Raw genomic sequence first — 14,983 nt, forward strand, 5'->3', positions numbered from 1 at the left:
GACGCCGACACCGGCTTCGGTGAGCCCATGAACGTGGCCCGGTCGGTCCAGGAACTCGAGAACGCCGGCCTGGCCGGCTGCCACATCGAGGACCAGTTCAACCCCAAGCGCTGCGGCCACCTCGACGGGAAGAACGTCGTGGACCTGGAAACCGCCACCAAGCGGATCCGGGCCGCGGCCGATGCCCGCCGCGACCCGAACTTCCTGATCATGGCCCGGACCGACATCCGCGCCACGGACGGGCTCGAGGCCGCCCAGGAGCGCGCCAAAGCGCTCGTGGAGGCCGGTGCAGACGCGATCTTCCCGGAGGCGATGAAGGACCTGGCCGAATTCCAGGCCATCCGCGACGCCGTCAACGTCCCGATCCTGGCCAACATGACCGAATTCGGCCAGAGTGCCTTGTTCACCGTGGAGGAGCTGGCCGGCGTCGGCGTCAATATGGTCATTTATCCGGTGACGCTGCTCCGTAGTGCCATGGGCGCTGCGGAGCGTACTCTGGAATCGATTAAGGCCGACGGAACCCAGGAGGCACAGGTTGGAAGCATGCTGACCCGTGCGCGATTGTACGATCTCGTTGATTACGAGGCTTACAACCGTTTCGATACCGGAGTCTTTAATTTCCAGATCCCCGGTAAGTAAGCCCCGCATAGAACCTCCGGCACGTGCCGGTATACAGGCGTTAGGAACAAAGGAGTTTCAGCATGGCTGAACAGGACATTAAAAAGGGCCTCGCCGGCGTCGTGGTGGACTACACCGCAGTCTCCAAGGTCAACCCGGACACGAACTCGCTGCTGTACCGCGGCTACCCCGTCCAGGAACTGGCTGCCAAGTGCAGCTTCGAGGAAGTCGCCTACCTGCTCTGGAACGGCGAGCTGCCCGACGCGGAGCAGCTGGCGGAGTTCACCGCCCGGGAACGCGCCGGGCGCGCCCTGGATCCGGTCGTCAAACAGGTGATTGACGCGCTGCCCACCACCGCGCATCCCATGGATGTCTGCCGGACTGCCACGTCTGTGTTGGGGGCCCGGCACCCCCTCGCCGAGGACGCCTCGCGCGAAGCCAACCTGGCCAAGGCCATCGATCTGTTCGCCGCGATGCCTGCCGTGGTGGCCTACGACCAGCGGCGCCGGCACGGCCAGGACGTGGTGGAACCCCGCGAGGATCTGGGCTACGACGCCAACTTCCTCTGGATGACGTTTGGTGAGGAAGCCGTCCCCGAAGTAGTCGACGCGTTCAATGTCTCCATGATTTTGTACGCCGAGCACTCCTTCAATGCCTCGACCTTCACGGCCCGGGTAATCACCTCCACGCTCTCGGACCTGCACTCAGCCGTGACCGGCGCCATCGGGGCCCTCAAGGGCTCGCTGCACGGCGGTGCCAACGAGGCCGTCATGCACACCTTTGACGAGATCGGCATCCGGCCGGAGGAGTCCCTGGAGGACGCCCACGTCCGGGCCAAGGCCTGGATGGAGGACGCCCTGGCCCACAAGAAGAAGGTCATGGGCTTCGGCCACCGCGTCTACAAGCACGGCGACTCCCGGGTGCCCACCATGAAGTCGGCGCTGGACAAGATGATCGCGCACTATGGCCGGCCGGAGCTGCTGGGCCTCTACAACGGGCTCGAGACGGCGATGGACGAGGCGAAGGGGATTAAGCCGAACCTCGACTACCCGACCGGACCCACGTACCACCTCATGGGCTTCGACACCGCCACGTTCACCCCGCTGTTCGTCGCCAGCCGCATCACAGGCTGGACGGCGCACATCATGGAGCAGCTGGATTCGAACTCCCTCATCCGTCCCTTGAGCGAGTACAACGGCGTCGAGGAACGGCACCTGGCGTAGCAGGGCTTCCTGCGGGACGCACGGGACCGGACAGCCGGCACGGGCCGGCCACCTATTCGTAGGTGGCCGGCCCGTGCTGTTTGCCCGCGGACTTCAGCGCCGCGGGATCCGGACCGACGCAACAGTCTCGTTGTCCTCGTTGAGGACCACGACGACGTCGATCGTTTCGCCTGCCAGCGCCGGAGGCAGCCAGTGCCCCGCATCCTGCCACATCCGCTCCAGCGGCAACGCCGCGGAGTCGAACCATTCGGGCGTGATTTCCGGGCTCTCGGCGGGTTCGCCGTGCCACCGCCGGGTGGTGAAGAGCCGGCACGACATGTTCCAGTCAGGCCGAGCCGGAAAGATGAACTCGACAACGCCGGCGTGGGCCAGGTCCTCTTGGAGCACTATGATCCCGGCTTCTTCCCAGACCTCGCGGACCACGGCCTCGGCGTCGCTCTCCCCCGGCTCAACGTGGCCGCCGATTCCCACGATCTTGCCGATGCCAAAGCCGGTCCTTTTCATGCCCAGCAGCACCTCGGTGCCGCTCTCCGCCTCACGGAGCGGGAAGCAGAGAGTGACTGGCGTGAGCTTCATGTGCTCAACCCTATAGCTGCCGCCGGCTGCCGGCGCTATCCGGCGGCCGGGCCGTCGCCGACAAGCTGCGGCCTCAGTTCGACTGGTATCCCCTTCTGCGCGAATTCCTTGTCCATGGCCTGCTGCGGCGTGAGGCCCTGGTTGTTCGTGGCTTGGAACTCCCAGTTGTAGACGCTGGACCACTCCTGCCGGACATCGCAGAGGAACCGGCCGTTCTGCAGTCTGGCGAGCTTGAACCAGGCGTTGCCGCCGTCGAGCTGGAGTGCCCGGATCCCGTCACCGGAAATGGAGTAGGCGAGCCATCCGCCGGCGCAGCCCAGCACCGTGTAATAGCCTTGTTCGGCGGGGGCAATCGGGATGATCGCGCGCTGCTGGTCATTGCGCTGCTGGTCAATGTTGGCAAGGGTGCATGCGACCCCGCCGGTGCTCAAAGCGGCAGGACCCGCTTTCGTGGGAGACGACGGGGCGGCTGGTGAGGCAGCGGACGGGGTTGGGGACGACGGCGATGGGCTGGCGGAGACAGTCGGGGCCGGGATGCCCGTCTGGGCCGGCCCCGGCGCTGGTTGCGGCATCAGATTGCCGCCGACAACCACCGCGCCAACGATGGCTGCAGCGGCCAGTACAGTCGCGGCCGCAGCCCGCACGGCATTCCGTCGTGCCGGAGTGCGCCCTGCCAAAAGGACGACATTCGGATCCGTGGAAAATACGATTGAGCGGGCAGAGTCGCTTCCCGGCTCTGCTCCCGGCGCTCCCACCCGAGGTTTTGCATCCCTCATGAGCTGTTCGATGCGGTCCATGGCTAGTCCTTCCGTTCGGTCATGAGATGTGAGGGGGCAGCTTTCGCAAACGCCCGGCGTGCCCGGTGGAGGCGAACCGCAGCGGCGGATGAGGAACATCCCAGCGTCTGCGCCAGTTCAGCGATGGTCAGCTCGTCCCAGTAGCTGAGCATGAGGACCTCGCGGTCCCGCTCCCTGAGCTGCACCAGCACCTCTGCCACGGCGCCTCGTTCTTCATTGTTTGACTCGGGGATTTGGCTGCGCGCATCGTCCTTCAGCCTTTCGACAAGTTCCTGGCGGCGACGGCGGCCCTTGTACTCATTGCCGACCACATTCCGGGCCGTTGCCAACAGCCAGCCAATGCCGGGCGGTTCCGACAGCTCTTTCTCCCAGGCAATTCTGAAGACGTCCGCGGCCAGTTCCTCGGCGCGGTGCCGGTCACTGATACGGCAGGCAATGTAGCGGTAGACCCGCGCGGAGTGCTGGGTGTGCAGATCAATGAATGCTTGCTCTTTGGCAGCCAACATGGTGGTTCCCCCGGACATCGATGACTTCTTCTTGCTGTGTAAGTGTCCAGTGAACGGCATTTTCTTACACAGGCCCGCAAAAAAGTTTGCCGGCACCGGCGCGGTGCGGGGACCCGGCGGACTGCGCCTTAGCCCAGGGCGCGCGGGTGCGCGGCGGCGTAGATCTCCCGCAGCGTATCGGCCGTCACCTGGGTGTAGACCTGCGTGGTGGTCACCGAGGCGTGCCCCAGCAGCTCCTGCACCACCCGGACGTCGGCGCCGCCCTCCAGCAGGTGGGTGGCGAAGGAGTGCCGCAGCGTGTGTGGCGAAACGTCCTTGGTGATGTGGGCCTTGTCCGCCGCCGCCTTCAAAATGGTCCAGGCGCTTTGCCGGCTGATCCTGCCGCCGCGGGCGTTGAGGAACAGGGCGGGGGTGCCCTTGCCCTTGGCGGCCAGCAGGGGCCGGCCGCGGACGAGGTAGGCGTCAAGGGCTCGTGCCCCATAGGATCCGAGCGGGACGAGGCGTTCCTTGGACCCCTTGCCGAAGAGCCTGACGATCGCGGGCCCGTCGCCGGCATCGGACCCGCCGGAGGTATGCAGGGAAATGTCGTCAACGTCCAGGCCCACGGCTTCGCTGATGCGGGCACCGGTGGAATAGAGGAATTCGAGCAGCGCGCGGTCGCGCAGGCCCGTTGCCGTGTCCGTGCCGGCCGCCTCGAGGATCCGGGTGACCTCATCGACGCTGATGGCCTTGGGCAGCCGCTTGCCGGGCATGGGCGGGTGGACGTCGCTGGCCGGGTCGGTGGACGTGATGCCTTCGAGGGCCCAGAACTTGTGGAGTCCGCGCACCGCCACCACCGTCCGGGCCGCCGAGCGGATGCCCAGGGCGGAGCCGCCATCGGACCCGTCGGAGAGCGCCTGAACGAATCCGGTGACGTCGTGCCGGGTAATCTCCGCGGGGCGTTCCCGGCCGGCGTGGGCCAGATGCCTGGCGTACCGGGCCAGGTCCCGCCTGTAGGCGGAGAGGGTGTTGGCCGCGAGGCCCCGCTCCACGCCCATGTGCTGCAGGTAGTCAGTGATTGCGCGGTCGATCGCCGTCACCGCCCTGGCGGGCGGGCGCTCGGGAGCGGCTGCCTGCGCCGGGGCCGGCGGTTCGGCGATCAGCGGCTCCACTAGCGCTGGCTGGGATGGGCGGGCCAGGGCGCGTCGGCCGGGCGGAGGCTTTCGAAATTGCCCGCGCGGGCGGCGGCAGCGGCCAGGACGCCGACGACGGCGGACGGGTTGTGGAGGCGGCCGTCAAGGACCGCCTGCACGGCCTCGTCCAGCGGGGTCCAGCGCAGTTCGATTTCGGCTTCCTCGTCCGTGCGGACGTGCCGCTCATGTCCCGGCACCTCACTCAGGCCGCGGGCCAGGTAGATGCGGATGGCCTCGCTGGAGGAGCCCGGGGAGTTGAAGAAGTCCGCCAGCACGTTCCAGCGGTCCGCGACGAGGTCCGCTTCCTCGGCCAGTTCGCGGGCGGCCCCGACGACGAAGTCCTCCCCTTCGACGTCAAGCAGCCCGGCGGGGATCTCCCAGAGGTCCATGCCGACGGGGTGCCGGTACTGCCGGAGCAGCAGCACGTCGCCGTCGTCGTTCATCGGGAGAACCGCCACCGCGCCTGGATGGTCGATGTAGTCCCGGACCAGGGTGTCGCCGTCGTCGTTGAGCTGGAAACTGTCGCTGACGACGTCCCAGATCCTGCCCTCGTACACCTTTCGGGACGACAAAAGACGGCGCGGGCTCGGCTCATCCGAAACCTGCCGTGCAGCATTGGGGGTCTCAGACATACCGGGCATCGCGCCGTCCTTTGATTCAGTTGGAAATTACTTGGACACTGCTGCCGACGAGGGCTTGGGCGCAGGTGCCGGGGCATCGGCCTTTGCACTCGGGCTGCTGCTTGCAGCGTTCGCGGCGTCGCCGGCCCGCTGGTGGCCAAGGGCAGCCTCAATCAGGCCCGCGAACAGCGGGTGCGGGCGCGTGGGCCGCGAGCTGAGCTCGGGGTGCGCCTGCGTGGCCACGTAGTACGGGTGGACGTCGCGGGGAAGTTCCACGAACTCGACCAGCTTGCCGTCGGGCGACGTTCCGGAGAACGACAGGCCCTTGGCGGCGATCTGATCGCGGTACTTGTTGTTGACCTCGTAGCGGTGGCGGTGCCGTTCGCTGACCTTCGTGGCGCCGTAGGTCTCGGCGACGACGGAGCCTTCGTCGAGCTTGGCCTCGTAGAGGCCCAGGCGCATGGTGCCGCCGAGGTCGCCCTTGCCGTCAACGATGTCCAGCTGCTCTTCCATCGTGGCGATGACGGGGTACTTGGAGTCCGGCTCGAACTCGGACGAGGACGCTCCCTCGAGGCCGACCACGTTGCGGGCGTACTCGATCACCATGCACTGCAGGCCCAGGCACAGGCCCAGGACCGGAAGCTTGGTTTCGCGGGCGTACTTCAGGGCGCCGAGTTTGCCTTCCAGGCCGCGGATGCCGAAGCCGCCGGGAACGCAGATGGCGTCGACGCCGGCCAGGGACTGCACGGCGCCCTCACGGGTTTCGCATTCGTCCGAGGGGACCCAGCGGATCTTGACCTTGGTGTCGTTGGCGAAGCCGCCGGCGCGCAGGGCCTCCGTGACGGACAGGTAGGCGTCAGGCAGGTCGATGTACTTGCCCACGAGCGCGATCTCAACTTCGTGCTTCGGGTTGTGGACGGCGTCGAGCAGCTTGTCCCAGCTGGTCCAGTCCACATCCTTGAACGGCAGGTCCAGGGCGCGGACGATGTAGGAATCCAGACCCTGGGAGTGCAGGGTCTTCGGGATGTCGTAGATGCTCGGTGCGTCCGGGCAGCCGATCACGGCGTCGATGTCGACGTCGCACATGCGGCCGATCTTGTCGCGCATCGGCTGCGGGACTTCTCGGTCCGACCGGATCACGATTGCCTCGGGCTGGATGCCGATGGAGCGCAGCGCGGCAACGGAGTGCTGCGTCGGCTTGGTCTTCAACTCCTGCGACGGGCCTATGTAAGGCACGAGGGACACGTGGAGGAAGAACACATTTCCGCGGCCGATGTCCTGGCGGACCTGGCGGGCGGATTCGAGGAACGGCTGGGACTCGATGTCGCCCACCGTGCCGCCGATTTCGGTGATGATGACGTCGGGGGCGTTCTTGCCCTCGGCGGGAAGCCGCATGCGCCGCTTGATCTCATCGGTGATGTGCGGGATGACCTGGACGGTGTCGCCGAGGTATTCGCCGCGGCGTTCCTTCGCGATGACGGTCGAGTAGACCTGGCCGGTTGTGACGTTGGCCGATCCTTCGAGGTTTTCATCGAGGAAGCGCTCATAGTGGCCGATGTCCAGGTCCGTCTCGGCGCCGTCGTCAGTGACGAAGACTTCGCCGTGCTGGAAGGGGTTCATCGTGCCCGGATCCACATTCAAATAGGGATCGAGCTTTTGCATTGTTACAGACAGACCGCGTGCCCGCAGGAGGTGGCCGAGGCTCGAAGCCGTCAGTCCCTTACCGAGCGAGGACGCTACACCACCGGTGACGAAGATGTGTTTGGTCGTCTTGGACGAGCCCGGAAACCGGGAATTTACACGAGAGTTTGATCGCTGCACCACGGGGTTTGAGCTTATCATCAATTCGGCCTTCCACGGGTTCCTTGGCGGGATCCCGATGTGATTGTTGTCCTAGCAGCGGTCCTTGCGGGAGTCCCTGCGGACGTCCTTTCGGGCCCGCCTAGCTTTGCGGGAGGAGTTTGGCGTCGTCCAGCAGCTCCTGGGCGTGGGCCTGGGCTGATTCGGAGTCCTCTTGGCCGGCCAGCATGCGGGCCAGTTCGCGGACGCGCTCGGCCTCGTCCAGCAGCTGCACGTCGCTGGAGGTGAAGCCGGTGGCGGTAGCCCCGTCAGCGCCCCGCACGGAGGTCTTGGTGACCCTGATGTGCTGGTTCGCGAAAGCGGCCACCTGCGGCAGGTGGGTCACCACGAGGACCTGGACGTGCTGGGCCAGCATCGCCAGCCGGCGCCCGATCTCGACGGCGGCACGGCCGCCGACGCCGGCGTCGACCTCGTCGAAGACAAACGTCGGGACGGGATCGACGGCAGCAAGCACCACCTCAATGGCGAGCATGACGCGGGAGAGTTCACCGCCCGAGGCGCCTTTGCCCAGCGGCCGGGCCGGCGCGCCGGAGTGCGGCTGAAGCAGGAAGGAGATCTCGTCGGCCCCGAACGGTCCCAGCTGGCCTGCGGGCTCCACATTGATGACCAGGGTGGCATCGGCCATGGCCAGCGCCGTGAGCTCCGCGCTGACCCGCGCGGAGAGGTCCTTGGCGGCCTTGGTGCGGGCCTTGCTGATCCCGGCGGCCTTCTTCCGGAGCTCGGTTTCGGCCCGGGCGACCTCGGCGTCCAGCGCTTCGATCCTGGTGGAGTCGTCCTGGAGTTCCTCGTGCCGGGCCCGGGCCTCCTCCGCCCAGACCAGCACCTCGTCGATGCTCGGCGCGTACTTGCGGACCAGCTTGGCCAGCGCGGCCCGTCGGTCCTCGATTTCGGCGAGCCGTTCCGGGCCCTCCGTGTCAAGGGCGGCCTGGTAGCTGGCGAGTTCGGCGGCGATGTCGTTGAGCAGGAAACCGACCTCGGCCAGGCGCGCCGCGGCGGAGCCCAGCTCCCCGTCGTGTTCGGCCACGTGCTCCAGGGTGCGTTTGGCAGCGTCCACGAGGGTGGTGGCGTCGGCTTCTTCACCGAAGTCCTCGGCGATGAGGGCCTGGTGGGCGGTGCTGGCCGCGATCCGCAGTTCCTCGACGTTGGCCAGTTTCACGGCCTCGGCCTTGAGGGCCTCGTCCTCCCCCGGCTGCGGGTCCACGGCGTCGATCTCGGCCAGGGCAACGTGCAGCGACTCGGCCTCGCGGAGGCGTTCACGCGCGGCACTGCGCAAGGAGTCCAGCTCGCCCTGGCTGGCATGCCAGTGCGCGTAGAGGTCCTGATGGGCGGTCAGCGCGCCCGCAAGGCTCTCGCCAGCGAATTTGTCCAGGGCGCCGCGTTGCGCCACCGGGCTCTTGAGCCGGATCTGGTCCGACTGTCCGTGCACCACCACGAGGGTTTCGCCGATTTCGGCCAGCACCCCCACCGGCGCGGCGCGTCCGCCCAGATAGGCCCGGCTGCGGCCGTCGGCTCCGACGCTGCGGGCCAGCAGCAGTTCCACACCGCCGTCGAACTCCTCCACCTCGGCCCCGGCTTCCCTGCACCGCGCGACGGCAGCGTGGCCGGCGTCGAGCTTCAGCACAGCCTCCGCCGAGGCGCTCTTCGCGCCGCTGCGGACGGCGCCGGCGTCGGACCTGGCACCGAGGAGCAGCCCGACGGCGGTCACCACCATGGTCTTGCCGGCACCGGTTTCACCGGTCACCACGCTGAGGCCCGGGCCCAGCGGCAGGGTGGCGTCGGTGATGACGCCGAGGTCGCGGATACGCAGTTCTTCAAGCATGGTTCACTTCTCGGTTGTGGGATCTGGCAAGGGATCGGGCGCGTCCCCGGGTTCGGCGTGGCGCGGCGAGGGAAGCGGCGGCATGGGACGGGGCGTGCGGATGATCGGGAGGGGGCCGGTGTGGATGGCCCGGGTTTGGGGCACGGGCCCGCGCCAGCCCTGGATGGGGAGCTGGAATTTGCGCACGAGCCTGCCGGAGAAGGGGGTCTGGTGCGTCCTGGCCAGACGCACGGGCGTTGCGGAGCGGGTCACTTCGACGCGCGCGCCGGGCGGCAGATCCACCGAGCGGCGGCCGTCGCACCAGAGGACGCCCTGGGCGTCGGTGCGGTTCAGGATCTCGACGGCGAGCCGGGACCGCGGCGAAACCACGAGCGGCTTCGCGAAGAGGGCATGGGCGCTGATCGGCACGATCAGGAGGGCCTCGACCTCGGGCCACACCACGGGACCGCCGGCGGAAAACGCGTAGGCCGTGGAGCCTGTGGGCGTGGCCAGGACGACGCCGTCGCAGCCGAATGAGGTCAGGGGGCGTTCGTCGACTTCGGTGACCACCTCCAGCATCCGTTCCCGGTTGCCTTTTTCGATCGCGGCCTCATTCAGGGCCCAGGTGTGCCAGATCTTCTGGCCGCGGACCCAGACCTGGACGTCGATCGTCATGCGCTCTTCCACCGTGTAGTCACGGCTGGCGATCCACTCGACGGTCTGGGCGAGGTCGGCCCGTTCGCTCTCGGCCAGGAACCCCACGTGGCCAAGGTTCACCCCAAGCAGCGGCACGTCGACTTCGCGGACCAGTTCGGCAGCCCGGAGGATGGTGCCGTCTCCGCCGAGGACCATGACAAGTTCCACGTCGGGCAGCTTCACGTGGTCGTGAAGGACCTCGACCGGGTGGTCGAGCCGGCCGAAGAAGCGGACCATGTCCCCGAGCTCGTTCTCCTGCAGCACGGGGACCAGCCCGGATTCGTGCAGCAGCGCACACGCTTCCCAGGCAGCCTTGAGGGACTCCTCGCGCCCTGTGTGGGCCAGGATCAGGACACGCCTGCTCATCAGGTTCCGCCTTCTGGTGGTACTAGTGGTTCGGCCAGATTGTTCCGAGCAACGCAGCAACAGCTGCGTCCCGCTCCTCGATCTTAGGCGGGACTTCCGACATCGCGCGTTTTATCCACAGGAAGTATTCGACATTGCCGTCCTGGCCCGGCAGCGGGCTCTGGGCGAGGCCTGACAAGACCAGGCCCGCGTCCACGGCGGCGGCAGCCACCTTGCCCACGGCGAGCCGGCGTTCGCGTTCCGAGGTGACCACGCCGGTCCGGCCCAGCCGGTCCTTGCCGATCTCGAACTGTGGCTTGACCATGAGGACGAGGTCGCCGCCGGGCAGGGTGCAGGCCGCGAGTGGCGCCACCACAAGCGTCAGCGAGATGAAGGACAGGTCAGCCACCGTCAGGGCGGCCGGTCCGCCGATTTCCGCGGCCGCCATGTAGCGGACGTTGAGGCCTTCGTGCACGGAAACCCTGGAGTCATTCCGGATTTCCGGCACCAGCTGGCCGTGCCCCACGTCGACGGCCACCACGTGGGCCGCACCGCGCCGAAGCAGCACATCGGTGAACCCGCCGGTGGAGGCGCCGGCGTCGAGGCACCGTTTGCCTGCGACGTCGACGGCGGGAAAGGCATCCAGCGCGCCGGCCAGCTTGTGCCCGGCGCGGCTGACGTAGCCGTCCTCGGCCGAGGCCGTGACGTCCAGCGCGGCGTCCTCCGGGACCTGCAGGGACGCCTTGGCGAGGACCTCGCCACCGGAGCTCACCTTGCCCTCGGCAATGAGCCGGGCGGCATGGGTCCGGGACCTGGCGAGCCCCCGGCTGACGAGTGCCTGGTCAAGCCGGCTCACGATCCCCCGTTCCCCGCGGCATGGATACGGCGCGCCACGCCGGCGTGGCCGGCCACGTCTTCGTTCAGGGCCTCCAGCAGGGCATCATGCATGCCCCCATAGACTTCGCCGTGCCCGGACACAGGCATTTGCCGCACGGCCCCGAGGCGGTCCAGGACAGCGTTGACGGCCGGATCCAGGACTGCTGCCGCGTGTTCTGGTGCGGCGTGCCCGGACAGCTCCGCCGGGAGCTGCTGCGACGGCAGCTCGGGCCAGGCGACATCGGCCGCAGGGGTCGGCGCCTCAGCCGGCTGTTCGTCTGGGGCCTGGTCCAGTCCCTGGTGTAGCTCGCTCATGTGTCCAGCCTAGTGATCGGACCACTCGAGGACCGGAGCCAGCGCGCTGGTCGTCTCGGGGTTTGCGGCCCACCAGGCCGAACAGGCGGCACGCCACGAATCGAGGTCGGCGGGGTCGCCGCTGATGTGGACCGACTGCCCCCGCACGACCGCCGAGGCCGTGCCGCTGCGGAACCGCCCGGCGTCGTGCTCTACGGCAGGGTATGGCGCGTACAGGCCGGTCAGATCATTGATGAGGAAATCGGGGCGTTCCACAGACCGTGCCGCGAGGATCGATTCCCTCGTGTCCACTCCGGTCAGCACGGCGACGGTGGCGAAACCGGCGTTGTTGCCGCCCAGGATGTCGGTGTCCAGGCGGTCGCCGACGACCAACGGCCGGTCCGCTGCCAGCCGCTTGGCGGCAGTGTGGAACAGTGGGGCTTCGGGTTTTCCGGCCACGATCGGACTCTTGCCGGTCGCGGCTGCCACGGCGGCCACGAGCGTCCCGTTACCGGGAGCAATTCCACGCGCCTGGGGAATGGACCAGTCCGTGTTGGTGGCCACCCACAGGGCGCCGCCGGCGACGACGTACGATGCCTCGGCGAGGTCCTTCCAGCCAAGTTCCGGACTAAAGCCCTGAACGACGGCGACGGGGGCATCCTCCGCGCCGCGGACGGGAACCAGGCCAACCAGTTCAATTTCCCGGGCAAGTGCGGCACTGCCCGTGATCAGCACGTGTGCCCCGGCCGGCAGCATCGACGCCAGCAGCGCTGCCGCTGCCTGCGAGGAACTCACCACCTGGTGGTCCTCGGCGGGGGCGCCGAGATCGCGCAGGTGTTGGGCCACCTGTGCCGGGGAACGGGATGCGTTGTTGGTGACGTAGCCCAGCCCGACGCCCACCCCGGCCAGCCGGCGCAGCGACTCGACGGCCCCGGGAATGGCGTTGGGGCCGGCATAGACAACGCCGTCAAGATCGGAGAGCAGGGCATCAAAGGTGGCGATCAGGGCGGTTCCCGTCATGCGATTAGTCCTCCACACTTTCGTGCTGCGCCGGCTCTGAGTCAGCGGAGAGTTCCTCGTCCGCGTCATCGTTCAGTTCCAGGTCGGCCTCGTCGATCGCTTCGCCGTCGGCTTCGTCATCGGCTTCGTCATCAGGTTCGTCGAGCACGTCGGATTCCACTGAATCCACGTCTGACTCGGCGTCGTCAGACTCGAAGTAGTCGGCTTCTGCGTCGTCGGCTCCGTCGTCGCTGGCGAGCTCATCGCCCGCGTTCAAGCCGGCCACTCCGGCTGCGGCGCCGGTGGCTTCTGCCGCGGCAGCGGCACCTGCGGCACGCGGTGCGCGCTCTTCGGTTCCGGCGTGCGTGTCGGCATGCTCCTGCGCCCGGAGGCGGCGCTGCCGTTCCTCCTCGCGGGCTTCTTCTTCCTCGTCCCAGCCGAGATCGATGATGTCGGGTTCCTCGTCAGCCCCGAGGCCCAGCGCGTTTTCGGCCACGGTGGCCTGGCGTTGCCATTTGGCGGCTTCGGCAGCGCGGCCGGCTGCCGTCAGCGCGTCAGCATAGGCACGGAACAGCCGGGGGCTGTAGGAAAAGGCGCGGTTGATGTCCAGCTGCGGGATTTCCAGTTCGGAAACCGCGGCGTCGAGCTGCCCGAGGTCGGTGCGGGCCCCGGCTGCAACGATGGCCAGTTCCACCTTGCCGGGGGCGTCGAGATCCTTGGCTTCGTCGGACCGGGCCATGTCCAGGGCACGGTCCGGGCGGCCAAGGCCGCGTTCGCAGTCGGCCATGACCGGCAGGTGCATGTTGGAGCCACTGATCCGGCGGTAGGTCCGGAATTCCCGGAGGGCTTCACCATAGTGGCCGGCTGCGTAGGCCGTCAGGCCGACAGCTTCGCGGACGGACGCGAGGCGTCCGCCACGACGGCTGGCTGCCAGGGCATGCTGGAAGGCAAGCTCGGGTTCTTCGTCCAGGAGCCGCCCGGCCATGACGAGGTGGCGGGCCACCCATTCGGCGCTGGTGCCTTCGAGGGTCTTGATCTGGTGCTGCGTGGCGCGGTCAAGCTCCTTGCCCGTGACGTCCTCGTCGATCTGGGGTGAACGCTCCCGGTCCGGGCGGTTGGCGCTGCGGAGGTCGCGGGCATTGGGCACGCGAACCGGACGGTCCTCGGGGCGGTCGCGTCCGTACTGGCGCGGGCCTGAGTCGCCACGGTCGAAGCCCCGTGCGGGACGATCCTCGCGGGTGCCGAAGGGCTTGCGGTTCTCGCCGCTGCCGTACGGCTTGCGGTCACGGTCGCCACCGCCGCCGAAGCTGCGCTGGCCGCCGCCTTCACGCGGGGCACGGTCACCGTACGGCTTACGGTCACGGTCGCCGCCGCCGCTGTACGGCTTGCGGTCACCATAGGACGGGCGGCTGTCGCCACCAAAGCTGCGCTGATCCCCGCCGTCACGCGGGGCACGGTCACCGTACGGCTTACGGTCACGATCGCCACCACCGCTGTACGGCTTACGGTCACCGCCGCCGCTATACGGCTTACGGTCACCATAGGACGGGCGGCTGTCGCCACCAAAGCTGCGCTGTCCCCCACCTTCACGGGGAGCACGATCACCGTACGGCTTACGGTCACGATCGCCACCACCGCTGTACGGCTTACGGTCACCATAGGACGGGCGGCTGTCGCCACCAAAGCTGCGCTGTCCCCCACCTTCACGCGGAGCACGATCACCATAAGGCTTACGGTCGCCGCCGCCGAAGCTGCGCTGTTCCCCGCCCTCACGCGGAGCACGATCACCATAAGGCTTACGCTCACCACCGCCGCTGTACGGCTTGCGGTCACCATAGGACGGGCGGCTGTCGCCACCAAAGCTGCGCTGACTCCCGCCCTCACGCGGAGCACGATCACCATAAGGCTTACGCTCACCGCCGCCGCTGTACGGCTTACGCTCGCTGTTTCCGAAGCCGCGCTGATCCCCGCCCTCACGAGGAGCACGATCACCATACGGCTTGCGGTCACGGTCTTCCCTGGAACGGAATCCGCGGGGATCGCCGCCAGAGTTGCTGGTGCCCCGGAAAGGGGCTCCACCGGAACTGCGTCCGCCCGAGTTGCCGGGGGCCTTGCCGCCGCGGTTGCCATCATTGTGCTCAGCCATGCTGGAATCCTCCTGTTGTGAGCTGACCACTGGCGCAATCGCAGCCGCTCTGTTCCGTGTTTCGTTTCCTACGCAACCCGAAATCAAGCGCTTCGAAGTCCGTACATCTCCCCCAATTCTAGGCGAGCAACCCGCCACCGGCTAACGGCATCAGGTCGACGGGGGCCCGCGGTGGGAAGTCTCACAACCTCCCGGGGCACTTCTGTCGGCGGCCGCCGGCTGGCGGGAAGTCCGGTGACGCTCCCTCACGTTTGGCGGGGTGTGGCGGGATGCTCCCGCAGGTGTTGCGGGGTCCCGGTCCGGAGGGGGGTTAAATGCGGGAGGACCCCCACCTGGTGGTGGGGGTCCTCGACCGTTAATGGTGTTCCGGCGGTGACCTACTCTCCCACACCCTCCCGGGTGCAGTACCATCGGCGCTGTGGGTCTTAGCTTCCGGGTTCGGGATGGGACCGGGCGT

14 protein-coding genes and 1 rRNA gene are annotated in these 14,983 nt (G+C 67.9%); 2 read left to right on the forward strand and 13 right to left on the reverse strand.

The window, feature by feature from the left end; genetic code table 11:
* Both AC1DNG_RS21585 and AC1DNG_RS21590 read left to right on the forward strand, forming a co-directional pair.
* Positions 1-639 (forward strand): isocitrate lyase/PEP mutase family protein (locus tag AC1DNG_RS21585; RefSeq protein ID WP_476888302.1); only part of this gene is annotated, 639 nt, incomplete at its 5' end.
* A gap of 62 nt (positions 640-701) precedes the next feature.
* Complete coding sequence (locus AC1DNG_RS21590; protein ID WP_028277410.1) at positions 702-1,841, forward strand: bifunctional 2-methylcitrate synthase/citrate synthase; 1,140 nt, start codon at positions 702-704, stop codon at positions 1,839-1,841.
* Between the two features lie 93 nt (positions 1,842-1,934).
* Here the strand turns inward: AC1DNG_RS21590 and AC1DNG_RS21595 are convergent, their stop codons facing one another.
* The 13 genes from AC1DNG_RS21595 to rrf all read right to left on the reverse strand — a co-directional run.
* A complete protein-coding gene (locus AC1DNG_RS21595) occupies positions 1,935-2,417 on the reverse strand; it encodes an 8-oxo-dGTP diphosphatase (RefSeq protein WP_230012058.1) in 483 nt (160 codons plus the stop codon).
* Between the two features lie 35 nt (positions 2,418-2,452).
* A complete protein-coding gene (locus AC1DNG_RS21600) occupies positions 2,453-2,848 on the reverse strand; it encodes a hypothetical protein (protein WP_476888303.1) in 396 nt (131 codons plus the stop codon).
* A gap of 368 nt (positions 2,849-3,216) precedes the next feature.
* Positions 3,217-3,816, reverse strand: a complete 600-nt coding sequence (locus AC1DNG_RS21605) for an RNA polymerase sigma factor (RefSeq protein WP_476888304.1) — start codon at positions 3,814-3,816, stop codon at positions 3,217-3,219.
* Between the two features lie 32 nt (positions 3,817-3,848).
* On the reverse strand, positions 3,849-4,859 hold the full coding sequence (xerD, locus tag AC1DNG_RS21610; protein ID WP_476888308.1) for a site-specific tyrosine recombinase XerD: 1,011 nt from the start codon (positions 4,857-4,859) through the stop codon (positions 3,849-3,851).
* An 11-nt stretch (positions 4,860-4,870) separates the two neighbouring features.
* Positions 4,871-5,533 (reverse strand): NUDIX domain-containing protein, encoded by a 663-nt coding sequence (locus AC1DNG_RS21615; protein ID WP_476850379.1) that lies wholly within the window; start codon positions 5,531-5,533, stop codon positions 4,871-4,873.
* Positions 5,534-5,560: 27 nt separating this feature from the next.
* A complete protein-coding gene (locus AC1DNG_RS21620; RefSeq protein WP_476850378.1) occupies positions 5,561-7,354 on the reverse strand; it encodes a CTP synthase in 1,794 nt (597 codons plus the stop codon).
* 100 nt (positions 7,355-7,454) lie between these two features.
* Entirely contained in the window at positions 7,455-9,191 is a 1,737-nt protein-coding gene (recN, locus tag AC1DNG_RS21625; RefSeq protein WP_476888305.1) for a DNA repair protein RecN, read from the reverse strand.
* Positions 9,192-9,194: 3 nt separating this feature from the next.
* Positions 9,195-10,232, reverse strand: coding sequence for an NAD kinase (locus tag AC1DNG_RS21630; RefSeq protein WP_476850376.1), 1,038 nt, complete (start codon positions 10,230-10,232; stop codon positions 9,195-9,197).
* Positions 10,233-10,254: 22 nt separating this feature from the next.
* Positions 10,255-11,067, reverse strand: coding sequence for a TlyA family RNA methyltransferase (locus AC1DNG_RS21635; protein ID WP_459384348.1), 813 nt, complete (start codon positions 11,065-11,067; stop codon positions 10,255-10,257).
* Positions 11,064-11,402 (reverse strand): hypothetical protein, encoded by a 339-nt coding sequence (locus AC1DNG_RS21640; protein WP_476888306.1) that lies wholly within the window; start codon positions 11,400-11,402, stop codon positions 11,064-11,066. The genes AC1DNG_RS21635 and AC1DNG_RS21640 overlap by 4 nt, the downstream gene beginning before the upstream one ends.
* 9 nt (positions 11,403-11,411) lie before the next feature.
* The gene (locus AC1DNG_RS21645; RefSeq protein ID WP_476850374.1) at positions 11,412-12,401 is read right to left on the reverse strand and encodes an HAD-IIA family hydrolase; all 990 of its coding nucleotides are present in this window, start codon (positions 12,399-12,401) and stop codon (positions 11,412-11,414) included.
* Between the two features lie 4 nt (positions 12,402-12,405).
* Positions 12,406-14,526, reverse strand: coding sequence for a hypothetical protein (locus AC1DNG_RS21650; RefSeq protein ID WP_476888307.1), 2,121 nt, complete (start codon positions 14,524-14,526; stop codon positions 12,406-12,408).
* Between the two features lie 364 nt (positions 14,527-14,890).
* Positions 14,891-14,983 (reverse strand): 5S ribosomal RNA (gene rrf, locus AC1DNG_RS21655); the annotation flags it as partial.

Source organism: Arthrobacter sp. 01T425 (assembly GCF_056398725.1).

Excerpts from the sequence above, each read along its gene's own strand:
- AC1DNG_RS21650 (WP_476888307.1), bottom strand. The coding sequence starts at position 14,526 with ATGGCTGAGCACAATGATGGCAACCGCGGCGGCAAGGCCCCCGGCAAC.
- recN (WP_476888305.1), bottom strand. The coding sequence starts at position 9,191 with ATGCTTGAAGAACTGCGTATCCGCGACCTCGGCGTCATCACCGACGCC.
- AC1DNG_RS21595 (WP_230012058.1), bottom strand. The coding sequence starts at position 2,417 with ATGAAGCTCACGCCAGTCACTCTCTGCTTCCCGCTCCGTGAGGCGGAG.
- AC1DNG_RS21620 (WP_476850378.1), bottom strand. The coding sequence starts at position 7,354 with ATGATAAGCTCAAACCCCGTGGTGCAGCGATCAAACTCTCGTGTAAAT.
- AC1DNG_RS21630 (WP_476850376.1), bottom strand. The coding sequence starts at position 10,232 with ATGAGCAGGCGTGTCCTGATCCTGGCCCACACAGGGCGCGAGGAGTCC.
- AC1DNG_RS21590 (WP_028277410.1), top strand. The coding sequence starts at position 702 with ATGGCTGAACAGGACATTAAAAAGGGCCTCGCCGGCGTCGTGGTGGAC.
- AC1DNG_RS21645 (WP_476850374.1), bottom strand. The coding sequence starts at position 12,401 with ATGACGGGAACCGCCCTGATCGCCACCTTTGATGCCCTGCTCTCCGAT.
- AC1DNG_RS21640 (WP_476888306.1), bottom strand. The coding sequence starts at position 11,402 with ATGAGCGAGCTACACCAGGGACTGGACCAGGCCCCAGACGAACAGCCG.
- AC1DNG_RS21615 (WP_476850379.1), bottom strand. The coding sequence starts at position 5,533 with ATGCCCGGTATGTCTGAGACCCCCAATGCTGCACGGCAGGTTTCGGAT.